We start from the raw sequence: 25,304 nt of genomic DNA on the forward strand, positions 1-25,304 counted from the left end.
AGTTTAGTTAAAATTTAGTTGGTTAATAATTACGTTTTCAATGGTATATTTAGTTTCTGCTTTAGAAACCGAAAAGTATTCCAGCGGTTTATCTGGAAAAAATATTTCGGTCATTACCGTTTTTCCATTATTATAAAAAATTTCTATTGAAGTTTTATCAACAATTATCCTTACATCCATTTGATCAAACTCTCCCTTAAAAGGAGCTTTTGAAATAGTATTTGCAAAAAGATCAGAGAAACCTACTTTTCCTGATTTTGATCTATCAATAAAAAAGTAATTCTCCTTTTTATTGATTCCAAATTGAATTGTATTGTTAGCATCATTCGACAATGAAAAGCTGTAAACATCCTTTTTAAGATTTTTTAAAGAAAAGCGAATATCTAGCTTTGACAAATCAACCAAGCCCTTATCAATTAAAATCGTTTCCTTATCTATTATAAGTGCGTCTTTTTTAATAGTCTTTGCAATGTAATTTTGTAATTCTTTCACAGGCTTAGAAGAAACAATATAATGACTACCCTCTTTTACGAGTACTAATTCTCTAGGAATCGTCATACTGCTTCTCCATGTTTCTGTTGGTACTTTTTGCGCATAATCCCAATTTGACATCCAACCTATAAATAACTTTCTTCCATCCACCTCAGATATGTTGGACCAAGTAACACCCGCATAATTATCTCTTCCATAGTCTAACCAAAGCCCTTTTTGCTGTTGTACATCTTTTGAAAAAGACTCGTCTATAACGAATGTATTTCCATCAAAATCACCTACGAAATATTGCGTAGCAGAACCTCCGTTAGGTCCTCCTGGATTAATACTTAATAGCATAACCCATTTGTAATCATCAGTACCCTCAACAAGCATAGGAAAAAAATCTGGACACTCCCAAACGCCACCATGAGCGCCAATATCCTTTCCAAAGTCCGAAAGAAGCTTCCAGTCTTTCAAATTTTTAGAACCATAAAACATTGTTCTGTCGCCTGCTGCCAATACCATTATCCATTGTTGATGAATGGCATCCCAAGTCATTTTAGGATCTCTAAAATCTTTAATATTTGGGTTTTTAATAATTGGATTCGCTTCATATTTAGTCCACGTCAAACCCTCATCTAAGGAATAGGCTATTCCTTGAGACTGAAAATTAGTCTCCCCCGCTTTTTCTTTTTTCATGTCATGATACGTAAACATGGCAACCATAGGAGGGTTTTTTAAGCTCCCAAATCCCGAAGTGTTTTTCACATCAACAACCGCACTTCCTGAAAAGATATAGCCTTTTTCATCTGGATAAAGCGCAATAGGCTTCTCTGTCCATGTTATGAGATCAGTACTTATGGCATGTCCCCAATGCATAGGTCCCCATACATTTGAATCTGGGTAATACTGATAAAAAAGGTGGTAGTAACCATTATAGTAAAACATCCCATTTGGATCATTCATCCACCCTTTTTTAGGAGTAAAATGAAAATTAGGTCTGTATAATTCTGATTCCGTGTAATCCTTCTTTTCATTAACTATAGATTGCTTGCACCCTACTGAGACAACTGTACCAATAATGCAACACAAGAGTCTGAAAAATTCCTTTTTAACTATTGTTTTCATAATTTCTATTTAATTAATTTTTTACTAAGTTCTTCTAAAGAGATTCCTTTTGTTTCCGGCATCATAAATGCAACAAATAAAAGTTGAAAAACCATCATCACTGCAAAAAACAAAAATACAACTCCCGGTCCTACTGTAGAAAATAGATACGGAATTAATGATGGAATAATAGCCGCCAGAACCCAATGTGTAGTACTACCAAAGGACTGCCCAGATGCCCTTAAATGATTTGGGAAAATTTCGGAAATAAAAACCCAAATTACAGCACCTTGTCCTATTGCATGTGCGGCAATAAATAGGAATAAGAAAACGGGAACAGCTATTCCACCCCAGTGAAAAAAGAAAGCCATTGCTACAAGTGAAAGTGAGATAATATATCCTACAGAACCAATGTACATTAATACTTTACGTCCTAATTTGTCAATTAAGAAAACTCCCAATAGAGTGAAAATCAAATTCACCACACCAATTCCAATACTACTAAGTAAAGCTGTACTTTCTCCAAGACCCGCTTCCTGAAAAATCCTGCTAGAATAATATAAAAAAGCATTAATTCCAGATAATTGATTGAAAAAGGCCATTAAAAAGGCCAACACTAGGGGTGTTCTGTATTTCTTCAAAAATATAGTGTCATTTGCAAGGGAGGCGTCGTTATTATCTTTATCTATCTCTTCTTTTATTTTTTCATAATCAGCTTCTTGCCCCATTATTCGCAATACTTTCCTAGCTTCCTCGTTCCTGAACTTAGACAAGAGCCATCTTGGACTTTTAGGAATAGAAATCATTAATAAAAGATAAATCACAGATGGAATTGCTTGTACTCCCATCATCCACCTCCATGAATTCTCACCCACATCATTTAAAAGGTAATTAGACAAAAAAGCCATAAGTATCCCTAAAACAATATTGAATTGATAAAAAGCAACTAGTTTTCCTCTATCTTTTGCAGGAGCAATTTCTGATATATATGCTGGTGCTGCAATTGTTGATGCACCAACACCCAAACCTCCAATAAATCTAAAAGCAGCGAATATAAATGGGTTGTTGGCAAAAGCTGATCCAATTGCGGAAAACAAGAATAATATTCCTATCCATAATAAAGTATTCTTTCTTCCAATCTTATTAGTAGGAATCCCACCAAATATTGCTCCAATAACGGTTCCCCATAATGCCATTCCCATAACAACTGTACCGTGGAATGTATCCGAGGAATTCCAAAGAACCTGAAGTTTTTTATCTGCTCCAGAAATAACGACTGTATCAAAACCAAATAAGAAACCTGCTAATGAGGCAATCAAAGCCCAAACAACTATTTTTTTCATTATGTATAATTATTATATTGAATTGCTAATTTATGCGCAAAAAAAAGATTGGTATTTTACAGATGTTACAAATAGATTCATACCTCTTAAAAAAAGTATAAAAAAGTCAAAACCTCATACATAGCAATAGCTAACAGCCGTACAACAAAAACAACTATCTCGTTATAGTTCTAATTATGTTACATAGAATACAATTATGTTACACATGTTATTTCTTGAAAATGGATATTCAGAAATAAAAAAAGTCACTTGATTAATTTTATTTAATTAATAAAATTTTAAATTTATTTTTACAGGAAGTTCAAAAATAATTTATAAAAAAAATGAATCTATTAATCAATTCTATATTATGAAGTATTCTAAAGCTTTTAGGAAAAATTAAACAGATGAAATGCAATGTGAGCTCAAGATTCAGTGCTGTTTTTATATCTGGCTATCGGAATTGCAACAAGAAAGACAACTTATATTTATAGAATTCCCAATGTATCTTCTGCTCCGTTTTATTATGCAAAAGGCACTCGAACCCAGATTCTCAATTTACATCCAGCACGGAAAGCAGCAGATTTATTCCATTGAAGTAGAGCCATAAAAAAACCATCAAAATTAGATTTTGATGGTTTTGATTTTAACATTACGCAGGTAAAAAAGTAAAAAACGAACAGAATTAATTTTAATTACTAAACCTGAACCTTTATAAAACTGGGGTTATAATAAAGATTAAAAAGACTAAAGTTATCCTTTTCTATACTCCTTATTATTTAAAAATTTTTAAGGCGGAAAAAGTGACTTCACCATTATCCGCAAAAATAGCCCACGGATTCTGATTCATTTTATAGATACGGTTTGTAAAAGCAATTTCGTCATTAATGTATATCACACAAACAGAATTTTCAGCAATGATTGTAATATCAAACTCTTTATTAGCCGGAACATTTAGCGGAAGCTTCGTTAGATTTAGCGAGGCCGCATTTTTTATAACTTTATCTAATCTTAATTGATTTTTGGCTAAATCAAATACAATGGCAAATACTTCATTTCGCGTTCCACAGGCTCCAAATTCAAAACCAAATTGAGTAGATGATGTCGCTTTTATATGTGTTTTAATTTTAAATGATCCAGTTTCTCTGTCAAACACTGAAAATGCTTTTTCAGATGCATTAGCCTTCAATGTATAGGCCTCTCCTTGCTTTGTAGTTCCTAAGCCTATTTTCGCATTTAAAGCTCTATTAACACTAAACTTGCTATCGACACCATTAGGTATCGCAATATCTAATGTTCCATTTGGATGCTGTACAAGTCGATGCGTTACAAGCGATCCAGCCCAATCAAAAATACCTGCATCACTATTTTTGTTTTTTGTAGGACACCATCCTGCTATATACCGATTCATGCCATCGGTAACTGTTTTTCCAGCGTAGAAAGCAATTCCATCTAACGCACTATTTACGGGAGTAATCCAAGTATTGGCTGTCAGTAAACGGTATTTATAGTGTACCATTCGATCATCAATATTTGAATAAATCAAATACTGATAATCACCCATCGTAAACACATCAGGACATTCAGTTATAAAGGTAGTTGTATCCTCATAAAATGGCTTTTCCAAAATCCAATCTCTTAAATTAGCAGAACTGTATTGCGCGATCACCGCTCGCCATGGCACAGTGCTGTTAGAAACTAAACCAACCTCAGAACGTGTCGCAATCAACATTTTATATGTTCCTGTACCTTTATCTTCTATGACGATTGGATCTCTAAATTCATTGCGATCGTATCCCCAAGAGGCCTGAAATAAAAAGGAAGGATCTTTGATCCAATTTTTTAAATCCGTAGAAGTTGCTAGCAGAATTTTTTCTTTAGGATCAAGATTTCCGTTATGACCTGTATAGAAAGCGTAATAAACACCATTCCTTTTAAAAACAGATCCGGTTCCCAATGCACCATCCTGCTGATTCGCAGTTCCTGTGGCTATCATTTCACTAGGATCGGTGAACGTTGCAAAATCAGATGTAGTTACTTTATGCCATGGGTGAAAAGTAGGCAATGTATTTCTAGCATCGTACAAATAGAAAAGATGGAAAATACCATTTTCATAAAATGGCATGGGATCACCAACCCAACCCACAGAAGGCTTAAAGAATGTGCGATACACATTATCCCCTTCATTAAGAGTTTGACACGCCGGGGCGTTTTTTTCTACAATAGAGGTTTCAGTTGGTTTATCCTCTTTAGTGCAACTATTAAATGATGCTAAACAAAATGGAAGGCACAAAAACTTAAGGCTTATTTTCATATTTTGATGATTTACGAGAATTACTAAGTACATAAAAAAGACTTTATACTCTCATATTAAATATTTCTATCAGAAAAAAGAAGCGATAAAAAAGAAATTAAAAACTTCCAAGACCTTTCGCAGCTGTAATTTCAAATCAAACAAAAAATTAATTATGTTTAGATCTTGAATTCAACAAACAAGATATTTAAAAAAAATCAGCTTTTATACCAAGAATGGTGCAGTTTCATACAATGCTTTATTAAATCATTAAAAAAAACTCAAGATATTGACTAACAATATATTATGCGTATAAAAAAAAGCAACTACTTCATTGTAGTTGCTCTTACGTTACATAAAGTACAATTATGTTACGCTATTTTTTTGTTAAGAAGAAAATGGTTCCGTCGAAAGTAATTTACTTTTTACTTTTATATTCTTTAGGCGTAACTCCAAATTTATTTTTAAAGGAAGTTGAAAAATAATTTGGCGAAGAAAACCCTAATGAATAGGCAATTTCCGAAATATTTTGATTAGAATTTAAAAGAAGTTCTTTTGCCTTTTCTAATCGAATATTGTTAATATAATCACTAACACTAATTCCCAAAATTGCTTTTACTTTACGATACAATTGTACGCGCGATATATTTAAGTCTTTGGCCAATTCCTCAACAGTATATAAAGATTTATCGATGTTTTTTTCTATCAAATCATTCAACTTTCTAAGAAAATCCTGTTCAGAAATGCCAAAATTAACATCTACATTAGTGACGATATTTTTAATGTTATTTGAATAATAAAAGCGTACCTTCTCTCTGTTAAAAAGCAAGCTCTTTATGGATTGTGATAATGATTTTATACTAAAAGGTTTCGATAGAAATAAATCTGCTCCACTCCCCAATGCTTTAGAATAAGATTCCAGATCATCAGAAGCCGTTAATATAATTACAGGAATGTGGGATGTTCTTAAATCTTTCTTAAGTAGCTCGCAAATTTCGAAGCCGTTTTTATCCGGTAAATTTAAATCACATATAATAACATCCGGGATTAACTCTAATGCGCGTTCAAAGGCATTGGTCCCGTCTGAGGTATAGATGGAGTATTCCATTGAAAGCTTAAGAGAAACAAAATCCAATAATTCTTTGTTGTCCTCTATGTAAAGAATGGAGTATTTATCTTCAGTGTTTTGGGGTTCTACCTTTTGAATATCCTCAGAATCTATATAATCTGGATGATCATCATAAACTAATACAGAATCTTTTATGATTTCTTTATCTTCTAGATGCTCTTTCCCTAATAGAATTGTAATTATAAATTCGGCGCCGTTTTTTGAATTAATTTCGATACGTCCTTTATGCAACTCTATAAAAGATTTTGAAAGATGAAGCCCAATTCCGGAACTATTTCTATAATTATTTGAACCTTGATAAAAAGCATTAAAAACTTCTTTAAATTCTTTGTCTGGAATCCCAATACCCGAATCTTTAAAATAAATTTTAACGATTTTATTGGGTTTGTCTTCTTTTATTACGATCGAAATCTTACCCTTTTCAGCAGTGAATTTGAAGGCATTTGACAATAAATTAAAATAGACTTTATCCATAAGATTTCGATCCATATAAACTTCTACTTCCGGATTGTTAGTTGTCAATGAAAAATCAATATTTCTCTTTTTAGCCTCCCGTTCAAAATCTGCAATAATATTCTTTGAAAAGTCTAAAATATTAGTTTTTGAAGCTCTTAACACAAACTTTTTATCTTCGGCTTTTCTATAATCTAATAATTGATTGATTAAGCGGAGTAATCTCTTGGAATTACTATACATCAGGCTAATTTCATTATTTACAGAAATCCCTTTATTCTTAAGTTCAATACTCAAAGATTCGACAGAACTTAAAATTAAAGTCAAAGGCGTTTTAAATTCATGAGACAAACCTGTAAAAAAATTAACTCTTGCTTCATTACTTAGTTTTAATTCTTCAGAAAATTTTTCAATTTCATTTCTTTGACTAACAATTTTTTTATTTGTCTCTTCCAATTCTATCTTTTTACGGCTTATTGCTATACGAGAATAAATACTGAAGAAAACTAAACCTAGTGCCAACATAAATAGAAAAAACAAAAGCTTTAAAAGGTTACTTTGAGTAACATATTTCTCTTCTTGACTTCTAATAACACCCTGTTGTTGCTCAATGTCAGATTGTTGAATTGTTATCTTATCCAATTGATTGCTCATAATATCCGCATTAACTGAGTCAATTAATATGGTATTGAGTTTATTATTTTTAGGCACAATCTCTTTATTAGCTATTTTCAATGCTAATTTAATAGCTTCACTCCCTCCTGTAGGATATAAAACAGTGGATTCTAAAACTCCGTCTTTAACAAGTTGAATACCTCCATTTGGCCCATTAATTCCATCAACACCAATGAATTTTATTTGATTCGTTGCTATTTTTTCTTTTGCCACCTTCCATGCCTGGTACGCAATTACATCATTATAGGCATATACATAATTGATACTGGGAAACCTTTCTAAAGTTTTGACAAACGCATCCTCAGGCAACTCATCTTTTTGAGCATCTATAGAAATTACTTTGATGTTAGGATATTGACTTATAATTTGGCTAAACCCCATACTCCTTTCCAAACCAGGTGAAGCGTAGGAAGCCCCTTTAATTTGAATTACATTTGCTTTCCCCCTTGATAAAGAAACAATATGTCGCCCTGCAATTCGTCCTACTTCAACATTATCTGCTCCAATATAGGCCGTGTAATTCAGCGTATTTACTTTTCTATCAACAATAATTACGGGAATCCCTATTACATTTGCTCTTTCAATAACGGGGATTATAGAATCTGATTCAAAAGGAGAAACAATAATAACATCTACTTTTTTATCAATGAATTTCTGAATGTCTCTAATTTGCTTACTTGCTTTCCTATTTGCATTGTATATAGTAAGGTTAATTTCAGGATGAATTGCGGCCTCCACCTGCATAGCATGGTCCATTGATTTTCGCCAAATATCGTGATCAATACTTTGTGAGAATCCTATAGAAATTTTATGTTTGTCTTTGCTTGGTGAATTACAAGAGCTCTGTATTAAAACGAGACTTAAAAGCAGTATATATAAAGTGCTTCTTTTCATGGTTTGATTGGTTTATTATAGTATATCATTAGCCAACTAATACTAACAACTACGGCAAATGCTAAGTTAGTGCAGAAATAGTCCGCTTTTTTTTTGGATAGATTATTTAAGTATATGAAAAAGTTGAAGATAAATTTCTTTTAACAATGTTATCTGAAATTTATTAGAGAATTTGAAAAACAAATATATAAAAAAAATACTGTTATAATTTAAATTAGCTGGATGATCCTTTAACAATACAGCATAATTCAACCTACATATTATGCCAGTCGTGATTTATTTATGAGGTTCCAGTTTTCATTTCACGACGTTATATTGCTGCAGTAAATATCTCATTAAATCTGTTGTCGTAACCATACCTATTAACACCTCATTATCGCAAACGGGAAGAGCATGAAACTCATTATTAGCTAAAATTTCAGCAGCCTCCTTTATAGTGGTTTCGGAAGAAATCTCAATTATATCTTTTGCCATTACCTGTCCAACGGTAAACATATTAAACACTATGGATTCAACATCCTTAGCCTGATCATCGACTGCATCTGCATACGAAACCCTCAACAAATCAGTATAACTTAGCAACCCAATTATTTTGTGGTTATTCACAACTGGAATATGTCTGATTTTATGTTTTTTAAATAAGGCTTCGGCCTTTGTTAAATCATCCGAAAGATTAAGCTTAATTACATTCTTAGTCATAATTACGGACACTGGTACATTCTCTTTCATGACATCATCGTTTTTAATTGAACTTAAATTTACAACTAAAAAAGCAGATCATAGCAAACTGCTACAATTAATAACGCCGTAAGTACCTTTCTAAAAACTAAATTTAGAAATTTGAATCTTTTTCATCGAAATTGATCATGTCTCTAACATTATTATAAAGTTCCGGAAACTCCTTCTTAAAAATATGAGGTGTTTCGAAGAAATGTTCTAAAATTACGGCTAAAAATTCCACCTGATTTGTATAGGCATAAATCCTGAAATAATCAGATAAAACTATTTTTTCCAGTGTATTAGGTTGCACTAAATATTCTTGTATTTTAACATAAGTACTCGAAAAAACGACAGCACTTTGGTCCCTGCTCTTCAATCCATGAAAGTACAAAGCATGGCTAAATTCATGTATGCCTAGATTCAAATTATCATTGTCAAAAAGAAACCCCTCCTGAAAGTCTTTCCATGAGAAAACTACAGCTTTCAATCCCCGATTGAACTCGCCCTTATGATACTCATTACTTATAGTAGATAAATAGTGCTGTGGATAAATGATTATCTTATTAAAAATCCCAATCAGATAATGTCGCATCCCAAAGGTCATCATTACATATGTAGCAGTAATTAACACCTTACTCTGATCCGTAACAACAAAATTGCCTTTTCCAAAAAATTTATATCTAGCGATAAAAGTGGCCGTACGATGCTCAAAAAACAATTTCCTCTTATCTGATAAGCTGCGATAAAAAGCACATTCCTTTCTTAGAATATCTCGTTGTATATGACTAAGTTTTCTTCTAAATGGATACCAATGAATATAAAACGGTTTATTAAAAACAAACACATATATAGGTTCAACAATAATTACGGCTATACTAATGCCGAGTAATACAATTAGAAAAAATTGAATCGCAGTAATCATCTTTATTGTCGTTGCAGTATTGTTCCTTCAAAACTATCACATTTAAAAACAAAAAAAACAACAAAACGGCAAAATTATTTTGTCATTTTGTTGCTTCTATTTATGTGGCCGCGACAGGGTTCGAACCTGCAACCCTCAGAGTCGAAATCTGATATTCTATCCAGTTGAACTACGCAGCCAAAAATTATTATTGACTAACGATTTTAGATTTGTGATCTAAAATCGTTAATCAACTACTGTGTTTTTAAACTAAAAGTTTTTTTACAATTGCAGAGATTGTTTTCCCCTCTGCAGTTCCACCTAGCTGAGCCGAAGCTAATCCCATCACTTTACCCATTGACGCAATTCCTGAAGCACCTGTTTCTGCGATGATTTTTGCGATTACCACTTCTACTTCTGCTTCGCTTAATTGAGCGGGTAAGAATTTTTTAATTACAGCAATTTGCGCCAATTCTGGCTCAGCTAAATCCATACGGTTTTGCTCCGTAAAAATTTTAGCGCTGTCCTTACGGGTTTTTACTAATCTTTGAAGTAATTTAATCTCGTCTGCTGCAGTGATTTCCTCTTTTGAACCTGAAGCTGTTTGAGCTAAAAGGATTTCCGATTTAATTGCTCTTAAAGCTTCTAAAGCTACTGTATCTTTAGCTCTCATGGCCGTTTTAATATCGTCCATGATTTGTATTGATAAACTCATTTTTGTTTTTATTTAATTAAGCAATGCTGCTTAGTTTACTTATAAGTGATTTATGCAAAAGCATCTATTTTTTTGCCCCTGATGATAGTGAAAAGCCTTTTTTTTTTGAGAAATTGCATTTTTTCTTGAACTTAAAAAGCGACCAAAGGAAGCTCTTTTAAGGGCTTTGAAAAAAGCATTTTCGAGAAAAAGCTTGAAACGACAGCAGGATATGGGCCCATAAAATATAACCCCGTATTGTGTGTGCGAAGATAAAAAAAATAACCCGAAAATTAAATTCAATTTTCGGGTTAAATCATATTGGTTTATGAGAGTGTTAATCTACATTGTCATGTAAAAAAGAGTTATTAGAACGCAACTGTAAATCATTGTTACTATCAGTTCCAACAGATATTCTCGAATTTGTATTGTTTGACTGTGTATTTGAGATGTCTATTCCTAATCTTTTATAGGCAGGCTCTCTTTCGTACTCATCAATTTTAGAAACATTGTTATGAAACTTGTAATTGAATTCTTTTAGTTTCTTTCTTCTCTCATCAGCTCTAAGCTTCAAAGTCTCTTCAATTGTCATTTCCATAGGAGAAATTTCCTCAAACCTTGAAGGTGCCTCTGTTGTCTTATCAACTTGCTTCATCGTAATGTTTAACTCAGCAGGAATAACTTCTTCCACAACTTTTACAGCTGGTTTAGAAGTTGTAAAATTATCCTCAACCTCCATATACTCTTCAAGAGAATATTTAATAATTCCTTTGTCTGATAATTCAGTTACTGGTACAAATTGAACCGGTTGATTCACTTTGATCTCACGTGTTTCATTAGTTAATTCAAACAATACTTTATCTTCTTCCACTTTTTGTACTGGTTCCGGTTTGTGTATTGGTAAATCAAAAGAGAAAGTAGTTTGTTCTTGTCTTTCTAACGCTTTAGGCTGTTGTACTTCTTTTACTTCTGCAGCTTTTGGAGTAGTAAAAGTGAAATCAATATCCTTGATAGGGGAAACAATTTCGAAAGTAACATCTAAGTTCTTAATAAACTCTGACATTGCCATCAAGTCTTCGTTTCCTGCAACAGGAACTACAGCTTCTCTAGTTTCATCATCTTCTACTAGATCAAAAACAACTCTTTCATCAGAACTTGAAACCGTTTTCTCAGCATTTAAATCGAATGCTGCTACTGTATTTTGTGATAGATTATGAACACTTCTTTGCTCATCCTCTAATGTATGAATTATTTTTTTTGGCTCTGTATTTACAATTCCATTTTGCTGTTCAATATCAAAACCCGTTGCAATAATAGTAACTGCAATGGCATCACCCAATGTTTCGTCTTCACCAACACCCATAATAATATTGGCATTGTGACCCGCTTCATTTTGAATATGGTCGTTAATTTCCCCTATTTCATCTAAAGTGATTTCATTAGAACCTGAAACGATGAGCAACAATACGTTTTTGGCACCTGTGATTTTATTATCATTTAGTAAAGGAGAATCTAAAGCAGACACAATCGCCTCTTTAGCTCTGTTTTCACCTTCGGAAACAGCCGATCCCATTATCGCAGTTCCGCTATTAGACAAAACTGTCTTAGCATCACGTAAATCTATATTTTGAGTATAATGATGCGTTATAACTTCTGCAATTCCTCTAGACGCAGTAGCCAAAACTTCATCAGCTTTTGAAAACCCAGCTTTGAAACCAAGATTTCCATATACTTCTCTTAATTTATTGTTGTTAATAACAATTAAAGAATCTACCTGTTTACGTAGTTTTTCGATACCTATTTTAGCTTGCTCTTGACGAACTTTACCTTCAAATAAGAATGGAAGTGTTACAATACCTACAGTAAGAATTTCTCTTTCTTTAGCTAATTGTGCAATTACTGGTGCAGCACCTGTACCGGTACCACCACCCATTCCTGCAGTAATAAAAACCATCTTGGTATTGCGATCCAACATCTTTTCGATTTCAGCGATACTTTCTATAGCTGATTGTTGACCGACGTCAGGATTTGCTCCTGCACCAAGTCCTTCAGTTAAGTTCACACCAAGTTGAATTTTATTAGGAACTGAACTGCTTTGCAATGCCTGAGAATCAGTATTACAAACAATAAAGTCTACTCCTTTAATTCCTTGTTTAAACATGTGGTTTATTGCGTTACTTCCGCCTCCACCTACACCAATTACTTTGATTACATTTGATTGGTTTTTTGGTAAATCAAATGAAATACTTCCAAATTCTGAGTTGCTCATCATTTTATTTGGTTTTTGATATTAATTATTAATTGTTGTATTTTTAATTTGGGTCGATGCCCTTATTCTGCGTTATCTAAAAAATCTTTAATCTTGTCAACATAACGATCAAAAAATGATCTCTTTATCTTGTCTCCAGTAGATTCTTCTTTATTCGCTTTAGTCCTTGTCTCAACCTCTTCCTCTTCTTCCTCTCTTCTATCATAACTTTCAACAACAGGAGCGCGATAAACCGCTGCTTTTGGCGGAGCTATTTCATCCATTCTCACCGCACTTTGTGTTTTATTCTCAATGCTGTTCATTACTAATCCTACCGCTGTAGCATATAATGGACTAGAGAATTCTTCATCAGAGTCACCCGCTAAATGCTCGTTTGGATATCCTATTCTGGTATCCATTCCCGTGATGTACTCCACTAGCTGCTTAATATGTTTCAATTGTGCACCTCCACCTGTAAGAACGATTCCTGCAATTAATTTCTTGCGAGGGTCTTCATGTCCATACGCTTTGATTTCCGTAAAAACTTGCTCCACAATTTCCACAACACGTGCGTGAATTATTTTTGACAAGTTTTTCAAAGAAATTTCTTTTGGCTCTCTTCCTCTTAATCCTGGAATAGAAACAATTTCGTTATCTCTATTTTCTCCTGGCCAAGCTGAACCAAATTTTACTTTCAGTAATTCCGCTTGTTTTTCAATGATTGAACATCCTTCTTTTATATCATCAGAAATCACATTTCCTCCAAAAGGAATTACGGCAGTGTGGCGTATAATTCCATCTTTAAAAATAGCTAAATCTGTTGTTCCTCCTCCTATATCAATCAAGGCAACGCCAGCTTCTTTCTCTTCCTGACTCAATACAGCGTCAGATGATGCTAATGGTTCTAATGTCAATCCTGATAATTCAATTCCTGAACTTTGGATACAACGTCCCACATTTCTAATTGATGATGCTTGTCCCACTACAACGTGAAAACTAGATTCAAGTCTTCCGCCATACATTCCTATAGGCTCTTTGATTTCAGATTGACCATCAATTTTAAATTCTTGAGGTAAAACATGAATTATTTCTTCCCCTGGCAACATGGCCAATTTATTCACTTGATCAATCAGAAGTTGAATGTCATCGCCTCCTATTACTTCTTCAGGATTATTTCTACTGATATAATCCGTATGCTGAATACTACGTATGTGCTGACCTGCAATTCCTACAACAACGTCCTTAATTTTATAGCCTGAGTTATTCTCCGCTTCTTGAATTGCTTGTTGAATTGATTGAATGGTTTGTGTAATATTGTTTACCACTCCTCTAGCAACACCTAAACTTTTAGATTTACCAACTCCTAGAATTTCCAACTTACCATACTCATTCTTCTTGCCTATCATGGCAACAATTTTTGTAGTCCCAATATCTAGACCCACTGCAACATTCTCTTTTTCCATTATCTATTTATTTAGTGCAAACTACTTGTTTTGTAAATCTGAGATCTATTTTTTTATACTTATACAACGAACTATCTAAAACTGCTTTTTGAAAAAAGGCCTTATAATCTTTGAATTTTTGTTCCATATCTGTGACATTTCCAAAATCAATTTCATAATTATAATTCCTATTCAGCATTTTCAACCTTCCGTTGGGCATAATTTGAACAGCAATGATGTTTTTTTTCAAAAAATCATCGTCATAAATCACCCGAAATACTTGGGCATATTTTTCGCTATTTTTTCTATTAATCATCCCCGAAACAAGCGGAACTCTGGCCGTAAAATTAGTTGACAATGGCATCACACCTCCCTCGTAATCAATATAAAAAGAGCCATTCCCATCTAAAACCCGTGCCACCGGAGTCTTTTGTTTTACTACTGCTTTTAGAACACCATCTATACTCACAAACACATCTGATTTCTCAATCATCTCATTTGAATCCAGTCTTCTCTCTAGCTTATTCAAATCTAATTTATCTTTTCCAATGCTTGAAGCATTCTCTTTATTTTCTATTAACAATTTATTAACCGTTTCTCTTTTCACAAAAAGAGCATTATCTCCAACAAAAACGACCACCGATTTAGTAAGTTTTCTGTTTTCATTTCGATTTGAAGTAAATGAAAAAAGGAAAATCACAACCCCAATCATGAGCACTAATCTCGTATTTGTCCAGTTAAATATTTTCATTTAGCGCTTTTTTAATTGACCCTACTAATTCCCCAATATCTCCTGCTCCTATCGTCACGATTATTTGAGCATCACTTTCAAGAATACTTTCTATCACATTCTCTTTTGAGACTAATTTCTTATTTCGATTATCCACTTTATTCAATAGCCATTCCGACGTTACTCCTTCCATCGGTAATTCACGAGCTGGATAAATATCCATCAACAATAGCTCGTCAAATTGAGATAAACTTTTGGCAAAATCATCAGCAAAGTCTTTTGTTCTGCTGAACAAATGAGGCTGAAACAAAGCAAGAACTTTCTTAGTAGGATATAATTCCCTAACCGCCTGATAGACTGCATTAATCTCAGTTGGATGATGTGCATAGTCATCTATGTACACTAAATCATCCGTTTTTATCTGATAAGAAAATCGTCTTCTTATTCCTTTGAATGAAGCTAAGGCTATTGCAATGGCATCGGTTGGGGTGCCGAAATTTATTGCCATTGCGATAGCCATTAAAGCATTCATCAAATTATGCTTTCCAGGTAATCCAAAACGGAAATCTTTTAAAATTCCATTTGGAGTTTTTACATCAAAAATGTAACTCCCGTTATCTATTCTAACATTTATAGCACTATATACAGCATCTTCATTCACCGCCACAGTCACACCTTCTAAAGGCAGCTCCTTCGTTATAAACAATCTGCTTTTATCTTCTACTTTATTTGCAAATTCAACAAATGACTCTTCAATCGCATCACTCGTACCATAAATATCTAAATGATCGGCATCCATTGATGTGATACAAGCAATATTAGGATGTAAATGCAAAAAAGAACGATCAAATTCATCAGCCTCTACTACGGTAACTGTTTTTCCGTTACCTACTAAATTCGAATTATAATTTTCAACTATCCCTCCTATAAAAGCAGTAACATCAGCCCCACTTTCATACAAAATATGACCTAAAATACTGGAAGTTGTCGTTTTTCCGTGCGTTCCCGCAACTGCAAAACAAAACGTATCCTTTGTTATTATCCCTAAGACTTCAGCTCTTTTTTTAATATTGTATTCCCGCTCTACAAAATAGTTCCATTCAGAATGCGTTTTAGGAACAGCAGGTGTAATAATAACTAAGGTATTTTCGATGAAATAATCTTTAGGGATCATATCAATACTATCTTCAAAATGAATTGCAATACCACTCTCTATCAACTCCTTTGTCAAAGCTGTAGGCGTTTTATCATAACCAGAAACCTGTTTCCCGATATTTTTAAAATAGCGAGCCAAAGCACTCATTCCGATGCCACCGATACCGATGAAGTAGACGTTATGTATTTGGTTTAAGTTCATATTGATTTAAGTATGTTTTTATTTAGTTTTAATTAGTTTCACAATTTCGTCAGCAATTTGTTTTGTCGCCAGAGGCATTGCTAATTGTTTGATGTTTTCACTTAATTGATTTTGTTTTCCTTTATCTTTTAATAACGCTTCAAAAACCAAGCTAAACTCTGATTCAAGTTCCGATTCTTTCAATAAAAGCGCACCTTTTTTATCAACAATAGCTTTTGCGTTTTTAGTTTGATGATCTTCAGATACATTAGGAGAAGGAATGAAAATTACCGGCTTTCCCACAATACATAACTCTGACACTGATGACGCTCCCGCTCTAGAAATAATAATATCTGCCGCTGCATACACAAAGTCCATTCTTTCGATAAAAGAAACAACCTGAACAGCATTCGAATTGTATTTTTTATAATCCTCAAAATACAATTTTCCGCATTGCCAGATTACCTGCACATCTTGGTCTTGAATATTTCCTAATTCTTTTTCGATTAGCTGATTTACTCTTCTTGCTCCAAGACTTCCACCAAGAACCAATAATGTTTTTTTAGCAGCATCTAAATTAAAATACTCGATAGCTGCTGTTCTTTTACTATCAATGTCAATTAAATCCTGACGCACCGGATTCCCCGTTAAAACCATTTTATCTTTTGGAAAAAATCGTTCTAAATTTTCATATGCCACACAGATTGCATCTGCTTTTTTGCTTAATAATTTATTCGTAATTCCCGGAAATGAATTCTGTTCTTGAATCACCGTAGGGATTCCCATCATGCTGGCCATTTTCAATAATGGTCCGCTGGCAAAACCACCCGTTCCAATCACGACATCCGGTTTAAACTCTTTTATGATTTGTTTTGCTTTCCATAAACTATCGGCTAATTTTAATGGAAACATCATGTTCTGCAAAGTTATTTTCCTTTGCAAACCCGCAATCCACAATCCTTTAATCTGGAAACCAGCTTGAGGTACTTTTTGCATTTCCATTTTATCTTTGGCACCTACAAAAAGAAATTCGGCATCAGGAAAGCGTAATTTTAATTCATTTGCAATAGCAATCGCAGGATAGATATGTCCACCTGTCCCTCCACCACTTAATATGAATTTGTATTGCCTCATTATATAGAAATTTTTTAGTTTTAAAATTAATTTAACCCTTAAAAATATTATTTATTAAAAACTGCGTTCATTGGGTTTGTCGCCTTGTCAGTAATCGAATAATCCTCATCAACCTCTTTTTCAGAATCTAGTTCAGCGTCAATTAGTTTTTGAAGCGCTTCCTCACGTTTAGCAGCAGTCTTAAGCTCTTCTTCAATTTCTTCGTCCTTTTTAGTCACACTGATAATAATTCCAAGTGCAAAACAAGTCATCCAAATCGAACTACCTCCACTACTGATCAGTGGTAATGTCTGACCCGTTACCGGTAATAATTCTACTGCTACAGCCATATTGACCATCGCTTGAAATATCATTGGGAAACCGAGTCCAACGACGACCAACTTTCCAAAAAGGGTATTGGCCTTATGTGAAGCTACCACGAATCGAAACAGCAACAATAAATATAAAATTAGAACCCCAAAACCACCTATAAGACCGTATTCTTCAACTATAATTGCATAAATAAAATCAGAGGAGGATTGTGGTAAAAAGTTCTTCTGTACACTTTTTCCAGGTCCTAATCCATAAATTTTTCCAGATGCAATAGCAATTTTAGCCTTCTCAATTTGGTAATCATCTTCATCCGGTTTGTCCGTACTGAAATTTTCGATTCTACTTTCCCAAGTTGTTACCCTACTAAAAAACCTGGAATCAGGAAAAGCTTTGGCAACAAGTACAAAAAAAGCAAGAAATAGAATTCCAGAACCTACAATAGCTCCAATGTATTTTAATGGGTATTTCCCAATAAACACTAACATGAGTATCATTGCAAAAATTAATGCTGTAGTAGAGAAATTGGCAGGTAAAATAAGAATCAGAGTAACAAATACAGGCAGCCAAAGCTCCCAAAGTGAAGACTTAAAAGTAAGTGGTTCTTCTCTAGTTTTAGATAAATAACGTGCAACAAATATGAATAACACAACCGATGCCAATGTCGACGTCTGAAACGATATCCCAATAAAAGGGACCTGAATCCACCTACTGGCATTTGCTCCTGCAATTACAGTACCTTTAACTAATGTGTATAGCAACAATATCCAAACTACCGGTAATGCCACTTTAGATATTGCTCTAAAATAGTGATACGGCACTCTATGTACGCCATAAATAATTAGAAACCCAATACAGATATGCGCTAAATGTTTAACCAAATAACCCAACGTATTTCCGGTTCCATGACCCAAATAAGCCAAATTACTACTGGCGCTAAAAACAGGCATAAACGAAAACAACGCTAATAAAGCCACGAATGACCATATTACTTTATCTCCTTTTAACTTGCTTATTAGTTCCTTCATTTGTATTATTTAATTTTTAAAAAATATAGACTTCTGCTTAAAGATTGTGAACCGCTTGCTTAAATTGATTCCCTCTATCCTCATAGTTTTCAAACAAATCAAAACTCGCACATGCAGGTGACAATAAAACGGCATCCCCTTTTTCTGTTAATCGTTGCGCCATTCTAACAGCATCATTCATATTGTCAACTTCTACCATCATATCTACTACGTTACCAAAAGCATCGATTATTTTTTTATTATCAACTCCAAGGCAAATAATAGCTTTCACTTTTTCACGAACCAATGACATCAATTCATTGTAATCATTTCCTTTATCAACACCTCCAACAATCCATACTGTTGGCATATTCATACTATCCAATGCAAAAAAAGTAGCATTTACATTCGTCGCTTTGGAATCATTGATATATTGTACATTCTGAATCTTCAATACTTTCTCAAGACGGTGCTCCACTCCTTGAAAATTAGATAAACTTTCACGGATTGTTGCTTTTCTTATTTGCATCAATTTTGCCACAGAGGTTGCTGCCATTGCATTTTTCATATTATGTTTTCCTTCTAATGCAATAGATTCTGTTTCCATTAAAAATTCATCTTGATTGATTTTTACTTCCATTTTGTTGTTTTGTATAAAGGCTCCTTCGTTGAATGTTTTTGTCAAGGAAAAAGGGATTAATTTAGCTTTCGTTTTATTATTTTCTAACCATGCTGTAATGGCCTCGTCATCTGCATCATAAATGAGGTAATCATCCTCGGTTTGATTCATCGTAATTCTCATTTTAGAATTAATATAATTTTGATAATTATATTCATATCTATCTAAATGATCCGGACTTATATTCGTTATGATAGCGATGTGCGGTTTATAATCTACAATTCCGTCCAACTGGAAACTACTTAGTTCAAGCACGTAAGAATCGTATGTATCATCTGCAACCTGCTCTGCAAAACTTTTCCCGATGTTTCCTCCCAGTCCTACATTCAATCCTGCTGATTTAAGCAAGTGATAGGTTAACATAGTTGTTGTTGTCTTTCCGTTGCTTCCCGTTATTCCTATTGTGACTGCTTTTGTGAAAGGTGCTGCAAACTCTATTTCAGAAATCACCGGCACTCCCTTTTCAATCAGTTTCTTTACAATCTGAACTTTTTCTGGAATCCCTGGACTTTTCATGACTACATCAGCATTTAAAATCAAATCTTCTGTATGTCTTTCCTCTTCCCAATCAATACCGTTATTAGTAAGAACTTCCTTGTAATTGTTTTTTATTTTTCCGAAATCAGATACAAAAACGTCATATCCTTTTTTCTTACCCAAAATGGCAGTCCCTACTCCGCTTTCTCCTCCACCTAAAACTACTAGTCTCATACTATCTTAATTTTAGAGTTATAATCGAAAGTATCGCTAATAATATCGCTACAATCCAGAATCGGGTTACAATCTTACTTTCATGATATCCTTTCTTTTGATAATGATGATGCAACGGCGCCATCAGGAAAATTCTTCGGCCTTCGCCAAAGCGTTTTTTGGTATATTTAAAATAACTAACCTGTAATACCACAGATAAATTTTCGACTAAAAATACACCACACAATAGCGGTATTAATAATTCTTTACGAACTGCAATTGCAAGCACTGCGATGATCCCACCTATAGTCAAACTTCCAGTATCACCCATAAAAACAGATGCAGGATAAGAGTTGTACCAAAGAAACCCAATTAATGACCCCACAAATGCAGCTATAAACACCGTCATTTCCCCCGAATTAGGGATATACATGATATTTAAATAATTAGAGAAAATAATATTTCCAGAAACGAAGGTAAAAATCCCCAATGCTAATACTGATATCGCCGAGGTACCTGCCGCGAGTCCATCGATTCCATCTGTTAAGTTCGCTCCGTTTGAAACAGCTGTGATGATAAAAATAACAACTGGAATAAAAATCACCCAAGCCCACTTTTCATATCCTTCACCTGTCCAAGCCAATAGTTCAGCATAGTCGAATTCATTATTTTTAAAAAAAGGAATTGTAGTTGCTGTAGATTTTTCTTCCACTGGACTTTGAGTAATAACGTTCTCTGTTGTAACACTAAAAACATCTCCTTTTCCAGTATCCGTTCTCACGGTTACTGCTGGACTAAAATAAAGAACCGTCCCAACAATAAGACCTAATCCCACTTGTCCGAAAACTTTAAAAATCCCTTTTAACCCTTGTTTATCTTTTTTAAATATTTTAATATAGTCATCCACGAACCCGATTGTTCCCATCCATAAAGTCGTCACAATCAACAACACCACGTAAATATTGTGCAGTTTTGCAAACAACATAACAGGAACTAGCGTAGCAAATATGATAATCAAACCTCCCATGGTTGGCGTTCCCGCTTTTTCATTTTGGCCTGCTAACCCAAGCTCACGAACCGTTTCACCAACTTGTTGATTTTGCAAAAAACGAATAATTCTTTTCCCGTAAATTGTAGACAACAACAAAGAAAGAATAAAGGCTAATGCCGATCTAAATGTTATATATTGAAACACTCCCGTTCCCGAAATGTTTAATGTCTTGTTTAAGTATTCAAATAAATAATACAGCATATATTTACTATTTATGAAGTTGTTCTAATATCTCTTTCACTATTTTCATGTCATCAAAATCATGACGAACACCGTTGACTTCTTGATAGGTCTCATGCCCTTTTCCTGCAATCAAAATAATATCGTTTGGCTGAGCCAATTGACAAGCTGTTTTTATAGCTTGCTTTCTATCTGTTATCGCTAGCACTTTTTTATAATTCTCTGCCGCAACACCTACTTCCATCTCCTGGATAATAGTATCAGGGTCCTCATTTCTTGGATTATCAGAAGTTAGAACTACTTTATCACTCAATTCAGAGGCAATACTCGCCATAATTGGTCGTTTCGTTTTATCTCTGTTTCCACCGCAGCCTACAACAGTAATCAACTGTTCATTTTTAGTACGAATGTCATTGGTTGTTTTTAAAACATTTTCCAATGCGTCTGGAGTATGAGCATAATCAACAATAGCGGTGATATTTGTAGTAGAAACAATGAACTGGAATCTTCCCGAAACACTTTCTAGTTCGGATAACAATCGAAGTGTTTCTAAGCTATCCATTCCTAATTCAACTGCAGTACCATATATTGCCAAAACATTATAAGCATTGAAAGTCCCGATTAGCTTTACCCAAACTTCATTCCCTTCAATCTTTAACAATAATCCCGACAATTGATTCTCGAGAATTTGTGCTTTATAATCAGCATATGATTTTAAAGCATAGGTGCGTTTATTAGCCACTGTATTTTGTAACATTACAGCACCATTTTTATCATCAACATTAGTCAGTACAAAAGCATTTTTTGGAAGGTTGTCAAAAAAAGATTTCTTAACATCTCTATACTCTGCAAAAGTGGGATGGTAATCCAAATGATCATGAGATAAGTTGGTAAAAACGCCACCTACAAAATGCAATGCTTCTGTTCTTTTTTGATGAATACCATGAGAACTCACTTCCATAAAACAATATTCAACACCTGCATCTCTCATTTCTGCTAAGTAATGATTAATGGTAATTGAATCTGGTGTTGTATGTGTTGCTTTGTATTCGATATCGTCAACTAAAATTTTTACCGTAGAAATCAATCCTACTTTAAAACCTGCTTTTTTAAATAATTGATACAATAAAGAAGCGATGGTAGTCTTCCCGTTTGTTCCGGTAATACCAACCAACTTTAATTTTTCAGATGGGTTTCCAAAATAATTAGCGGACATGAAAGCCAATGCTTTATTCGTGTCTTTTACCTGAATGTAAGTAATTTCTTTTTCGAAATTCACAGGAAACGTATCGCAAACAATAGTTACAGCTCCTAATTCTATTGCTTTTTGAATATATTCATGCCCGTCTGAAACAGAACCACGAATAGCTACAAAAATATCGTTTTTTTCAATTTTTCTTGAATCAAATTCGATTTTACCTACAGCAACTTCCGTCGAACCATGTACGGCTTCGATTGCAACTTTATATAATATGTCTTTTAGTATAATCACAATAATTCTAATGTTATAGTTGTGTTTTTTATTATATCCTGACCCGCCTGAAGCGACTGTGTCTTAACTTTCCCCATTCCGACTGCTTTCACCTTTACTCCTAAATTTTCCAATAAAGCAATAGCATCCATTCCTGGCATACCTTTAACATTTGGAATTGAGTGTTGCTGTTTTTGCAACTTAGCAAAGTAGTTGTTATAATTTATCTCCTGTTTAGGGACTTTTCTGTTTATATTTTTTATCTCATTTGTCGAAGGAACATCTGTAAAAATCTTTTGTGCAATTCTTTTAAAAACAGGTCCCGCTACATCAGCACCATAATAATTATTATTCACCGTACTTGGCTTATGCACTACGACAATACAAGAATATTTAGGATGATCGGCCGGAAAATAACCCACAAATGATGAAGCATAATATTTACCTGACCCACCGTCTTTAGCATAATTCACTGCTGCCGTACCTGTCTTTCCTGCCATTGAAAAATCTTTTGAGTAGAGTTTTGACGCAGTACCTTTTTTTACTACATTTTTTAAAACTGCTTTCAACTTTAAAAGTGTCTCGGTAGAACATATTTTCGGATTGATAACTTCCTTTTCCATTTTTACAATGGTTTTGTTCCACTCTTTAATTTCTGATACAAACTGTGGTTTTACCATCACGCCATTATTGGCAACAGCATTATAGAATGCCAAAGTCTGCATTGGTGTTACCGAAACTCCATATCCAAATGCCATCCAAGGCAGCGAAATATTAGACCAGCTTTTATCGCTTGGCTGAGGAATAAAAGGCCTTCCTTCCCCTTGGAAATCCATATTCAACTTCTTATTGAATCCATAAGAATTTACATGATTGACAAATTTTGAAGGATTGTCTTTATAATTCTCGTAAACTGCCCGTACCATAACCGTATTTGAAGATAATTCAAATCCTCTGGCCAATGATATTTTTCCGTAGCCCCCTTTATGCGAATCCCTTACTGCTTTTCCTGAATATCTTATTTCTCCACCATTAGTATCATAAATTGTACTTGTGTCAGCTACTTTGTCTTCTAGTATCGCCATTAAATCCACTAATTTAAAAGTCGATCCCGGCTCATGAGATTCCGCAACAGCATAATTAGTTGTTTCATAATAAGTTCCGTCATTAGCTCTTCCTAAATTAGAAATAGCACGAACTTTTCCTGTTTCGGTTTCCATTACCACAACACATCCATGATCAGCCTCATACTCCTCTAATTGTTTCAATAAGGCATGATGTGCAATATCTTGTATGTAAACATCGATAGTTGATATAACATCATATCCATCTTGCGGATCCACTTCATTCACATCACGAATAGGTTTCCACTGCCCTTTTGCTATTTTTTGTTTAAGAATTTTACCGTCTTTCCCATTCAAATATTTTCTATACGCCCATTCGATACCTTTACCATCATAAGTACCGGATGGTGTTTTTCTTTCATAACCAATAGTACGTTCGGCTATTTTACCGATTGGATGTTCTCTAACCGTTTTTTGTTCGATAATAATCCCTCCTTTATAAGCACCTAACTTAAACAAAGGAAATCCTTTGATTTTTATATAATCTGTGTAGCTTAAATCACGCGCTATTAGGTAATATCGGTTATTGTTAGCTCTAGCCCTTCTAAGTTCATTTTGATAAAAACTACTTGGCTTACCCAAAACAAATGCCAACGAATCAGATAGTGACTGAACATTCTTTTCGAATATTTCCATTTTTGGTGCTAAAGCATCAAAGCGTATTTCATAATTAGGAATCGAAGTCGCTAACAAACTCCCGTCTGATGAATATATATTCCCTTTATTGGAAGGAATAACAAAATTCTTAACCGTTCTTTCTTTAGCTAATTTTCTATAATAATCCCCTTCAACCCACTGAATATTAGTTAATTTAACAGCAATAGCGATCGCTACCAAAAAGATAGCAAATGCAACGAGATAGATTCTATATGATATGTGTTTATCTTCTACTGCCATATTTTTTTAAGAAAAGTTTTCTCTTCTTCTTTTTTTACTTTTATTTTAATTGGAGGAACAGTCGATGGGAAAATTTGTTTTTCCACCATTTTTTGAGAAACAGTCGATTCCATTTTCAATTTCATCAACTGAGAACGTCTGTCAACAAATTCTGAGCGCAATTCTTTTACCTCAGTCGTTAATTTGGCAATTTGAAAAACTTTCTGCTCAAAACGTTGTGTATTAGCAATCATAACAATAGCTAAAAGAATAAGAAAAACGATAAAACGCCAATTTTTCATCGCGTCATCGTCGATAAGAAATCTCGCTTTTAATATGTTATAAACACCGTTTTTCATTCTGAA

At 33.9% G+C, this 25,304-nt stretch carries 18 protein-coding genes and 1 tRNA gene; all 19 read right to left on the reverse strand.

Annotated elements, in window-relative coordinates; translation table 11 throughout:
* Positions 1–3 precede the first annotated feature (3 nt).
* The 19 genes from AAC069_RS01645 to AAC069_RS01735 all read right to left on the reverse strand — a co-directional run bounded on the left by AAC069_RS01645 (position 4) and on the right by AAC069_RS01735 (position 25,298).
* Complete coding sequence (locus tag AAC069_RS01645; RefSeq protein WP_339918786.1) at positions 4–1,602, reverse strand: glycoside hydrolase family 32 protein; 1,599 nt, start codon at positions 1,600–1,602, stop codon at positions 4–6.
* A gap of 5 nt (positions 1,603–1,607) precedes the next feature.
* Positions 1,608–2,924 carry a sugar porter family MFS transporter gene (locus AAC069_RS01650; RefSeq protein WP_339918787.1) on the reverse strand — a complete coding sequence of 439 codons (1,317 nt, stop codon included), beginning with the start codon at positions 2,922–2,924 and terminating at the stop codon, positions 1,608–1,610.
* A gap of 754 nt (positions 2,925–3,678) precedes the next feature.
* Positions 3,679–5,217, reverse strand: a complete 1,539-nt coding sequence (locus tag AAC069_RS01655; RefSeq protein ID WP_339918788.1) for a glycoside hydrolase family 32 protein — start codon at positions 5,215–5,217, stop codon at positions 3,679–3,681.
* A 397-nt stretch (positions 5,218–5,614) separates the two neighbouring features.
* Positions 5,615–8,347 (reverse strand): substrate-binding domain-containing protein, encoded by a 2,733-nt coding sequence (locus AAC069_RS01660; protein WP_339918789.1) that lies wholly within the window; start codon positions 8,345–8,347, stop codon positions 5,615–5,617.
* A gap of 297 nt (positions 8,348–8,644) precedes the next feature.
* On the reverse strand, positions 8,645–9,076 hold the full coding sequence (locus AAC069_RS01665) for a CBS domain-containing protein (RefSeq protein WP_339918790.1): 432 nt from the start codon (positions 9,074–9,076) through the stop codon (positions 8,645–8,647).
* A gap of 103 nt (positions 9,077–9,179) precedes the next feature.
* Complete coding sequence (locus AAC069_RS01670; protein WP_339918791.1) at positions 9,180–9,989, reverse strand: zinc-dependent peptidase; 810 nt, start codon at positions 9,987–9,989, stop codon at positions 9,180–9,182.
* A gap of 105 nt (positions 9,990–10,094) precedes the next feature.
* Positions 10,095–10,168 (reverse strand) — tRNA-Arg (locus tag AAC069_RS01675).
* A 65-nt stretch (positions 10,169–10,233) separates the two neighbouring features.
* Positions 10,234–10,683, reverse strand: a complete 450-nt coding sequence (locus AAC069_RS01680; RefSeq protein WP_339918792.1) for a GatB/YqeY domain-containing protein — start codon at positions 10,681–10,683, stop codon at positions 10,234–10,236.
* A 316-nt stretch (positions 10,684–10,999) separates the two neighbouring features.
* Positions 11,000–12,934 (reverse strand): cell division protein FtsZ, encoded by a 1,935-nt coding sequence (ftsZ, locus tag AAC069_RS01685; protein ID WP_339918793.1) that lies wholly within the window; start codon positions 12,932–12,934, stop codon positions 11,000–11,002.
* 59 nt (positions 12,935–12,993) lie between these two features.
* Positions 12,994–14,373 carry a cell division protein FtsA gene (gene ftsA / locus AAC069_RS01690; protein WP_091083873.1) on the reverse strand — a complete coding sequence of 460 codons (1,380 nt, stop codon included), beginning with the start codon at positions 14,371–14,373 and terminating at the stop codon, positions 12,994–12,996.
* Positions 14,374–14,380: 7 nt separating this feature from the next.
* Positions 14,381–15,103 carry a cell division protein FtsQ gene (locus AAC069_RS01695; RefSeq protein WP_339918794.1) on the reverse strand — a complete coding sequence of 241 codons (723 nt, stop codon included), beginning with the start codon at positions 15,101–15,103 and terminating at the stop codon, positions 14,381–14,383.
* Positions 15,090–16,439 carry a UDP-N-acetylmuramate--L-alanine ligase gene (gene murC, locus AAC069_RS01700; protein WP_339918795.1) on the reverse strand — a complete coding sequence of 450 codons (1,350 nt, stop codon included), beginning with the start codon at positions 16,437–16,439 and terminating at the stop codon, positions 15,090–15,092. The genes AAC069_RS01695 and murC overlap by 14 nt, the downstream gene beginning before the upstream one ends.
* Positions 16,440–16,457: 18 nt before the next feature.
* Positions 16,458–17,552, reverse strand: a complete 1,095-nt coding sequence (gene murG / locus AAC069_RS01705) for an undecaprenyldiphospho-muramoylpentapeptide beta-N-acetylglucosaminyltransferase (RefSeq protein WP_339918796.1) — start codon at positions 17,550–17,552, stop codon at positions 16,458–16,460.
* Between the two features lie 47 nt (positions 17,553–17,599).
* Positions 17,600–18,889 carry an FtsW/RodA/SpoVE family cell cycle protein gene (locus tag AAC069_RS01710; protein WP_339918797.1) on the reverse strand — a complete coding sequence of 430 codons (1,290 nt, stop codon included), beginning with the start codon at positions 18,887–18,889 and terminating at the stop codon, positions 17,600–17,602.
* A 37-nt stretch (positions 18,890–18,926) separates the two neighbouring features.
* Positions 18,927–20,258 (reverse strand): UDP-N-acetylmuramoyl-L-alanine--D-glutamate ligase, encoded by a 1,332-nt coding sequence (murD, locus tag AAC069_RS01715; RefSeq protein WP_339918798.1) that lies wholly within the window; start codon positions 20,256–20,258, stop codon positions 18,927–18,929.
* 1 nt (position 20,259) lies between these two features.
* Positions 20,260–21,489 carry a phospho-N-acetylmuramoyl-pentapeptide-transferase gene (mraY, locus tag AAC069_RS01720; RefSeq protein WP_339918799.1) on the reverse strand — a complete coding sequence of 410 codons (1,230 nt, stop codon included), beginning with the start codon at positions 21,487–21,489 and terminating at the stop codon, positions 20,260–20,262.
* A gap of 7 nt (positions 21,490–21,496) precedes the next feature.
* Positions 21,497–22,960 (reverse strand): UDP-N-acetylmuramoyl-L-alanyl-D-glutamate--2,6-diaminopimelate ligase, encoded by a 1,464-nt coding sequence (locus AAC069_RS01725; RefSeq protein ID WP_339918800.1) that lies wholly within the window; start codon positions 22,958–22,960, stop codon positions 21,497–21,499.
* Positions 22,957–24,960, reverse strand: a complete 2,004-nt coding sequence (locus AAC069_RS01730) for a penicillin-binding protein (protein WP_339918801.1) — start codon at positions 24,958–24,960, stop codon at positions 22,957–22,959. The genes AAC069_RS01725 and AAC069_RS01730 overlap by 4 nt, the downstream gene beginning before the upstream one ends.
* On the reverse strand, positions 24,951–25,298 hold the full coding sequence (locus AAC069_RS01735) for an FtsL-like putative cell division protein (RefSeq protein WP_339918802.1): 348 nt from the start codon (positions 25,296–25,298) through the stop codon (positions 24,951–24,953). The genes AAC069_RS01730 and AAC069_RS01735 overlap by 10 nt, the downstream gene beginning before the upstream one ends.
* Positions 25,299–25,304: the final 6 nt, after the last annotated feature.

Source organism: uncultured Flavobacterium sp. (genome assembly GCF_963974175.1).
Lineage (GTDB): Bacteria > Bacteroidota > Bacteroidia > Flavobacteriales > Flavobacteriaceae > Flavobacterium.

What these genes read in the sequence shown, in the direction of transcription:
- ftsZ (WP_339918793.1), bottom strand. Translation starts at nt 12,934, where the DNA reads ATGATGAGCAACTCAGAATTTGGAAGTATTTCATTTGATTTACCAAAA.
- AAC069_RS01680 (WP_339918792.1), bottom strand. Translation starts at nt 10,683, where the DNA reads ATGAGTTTATCAATACAAATCATGGACGATATTAAAACGGCCATGAGA.
- AAC069_RS01645 (WP_339918786.1), bottom strand. Translation starts at nt 1,602, where the DNA reads ATGAAAACAATAGTTAAAAAGGAATTTTTCAGACTCTTGTGTTGCATT.
- AAC069_RS01655 (WP_339918788.1), bottom strand. Translation starts at nt 5,217, where the DNA reads ATGAAAATAAGCCTTAAGTTTTTGTGCCTTCCATTTTGTTTAGCATCA.
- AAC069_RS01665 (WP_339918790.1), bottom strand. Translation starts at nt 9,076, where the DNA reads ATGAAAGAGAATGTACCAGTGTCCGTAATTATGACTAAGAATGTAATT.
- murD (WP_339918798.1), bottom strand. Translation starts at nt 20,258, where the DNA reads ATGAGACTAGTAGTTTTAGGTGGAGGAGAAAGCGGAGTAGGGACTGCC.
- AAC069_RS01650 (WP_339918787.1), bottom strand. Translation starts at nt 2,924, where the DNA reads ATGAAAAAAATAGTTGTTTGGGCTTTGATTGCCTCATTAGCAGGTTTC.
- murC (WP_339918795.1), bottom strand. Translation starts at nt 16,439, where the DNA reads ATGAACTTAAACCAAATACATAACGTCTACTTCATCGGTATCGGTGGC.
- AAC069_RS01670 (WP_339918791.1), bottom strand. Translation starts at nt 9,989, where the DNA reads ATGATTACTGCGATTCAATTTTTTCTAATTGTATTACTCGGCATTAGT.
- ftsA (WP_091083873.1), bottom strand. Translation starts at nt 14,373, where the DNA reads ATGGAAAAAGAGAATGTTGCAGTGGGTCTAGATATTGGGACTACAAAA.
- murG (WP_339918796.1), bottom strand. Translation starts at nt 17,552, where the DNA reads ATGAGGCAATACAAATTCATATTAAGTGGTGGAGGGACAGGTGGACAT.
- AAC069_RS01695 (WP_339918794.1), bottom strand. Translation starts at nt 15,103, where the DNA reads ATGAAAATATTTAACTGGACAAATACGAGATTAGTGCTCATGATTGGG.
- AAC069_RS01660 (WP_339918789.1), bottom strand. Translation starts at nt 8,347, where the DNA reads ATGAAAAGAAGCACTTTATATATACTGCTTTTAAGTCTCGTTTTAATA.
- AAC069_RS01710 (WP_339918797.1), bottom strand. Translation starts at nt 18,889, where the DNA reads ATGAAGGAACTAATAAGCAAGTTAAAAGGAGATAAAGTAATATGGTCA.
- AAC069_RS01735 (WP_339918802.1), bottom strand. Translation starts at nt 25,298, where the DNA reads ATGAAAAACGGTGTTTATAACATATTAAAAGCGAGATTTCTTATCGAC.
- mraY (WP_339918799.1), bottom strand. Translation starts at nt 21,489, where the DNA reads ATGCTGTATTATTTATTTGAATACTTAAACAAGACATTAAACATTTCG.
- AAC069_RS01730 (WP_339918801.1), bottom strand. Translation starts at nt 24,960, where the DNA reads ATGGCAGTAGAAGATAAACACATATCATATAGAATCTATCTCGTTGCA.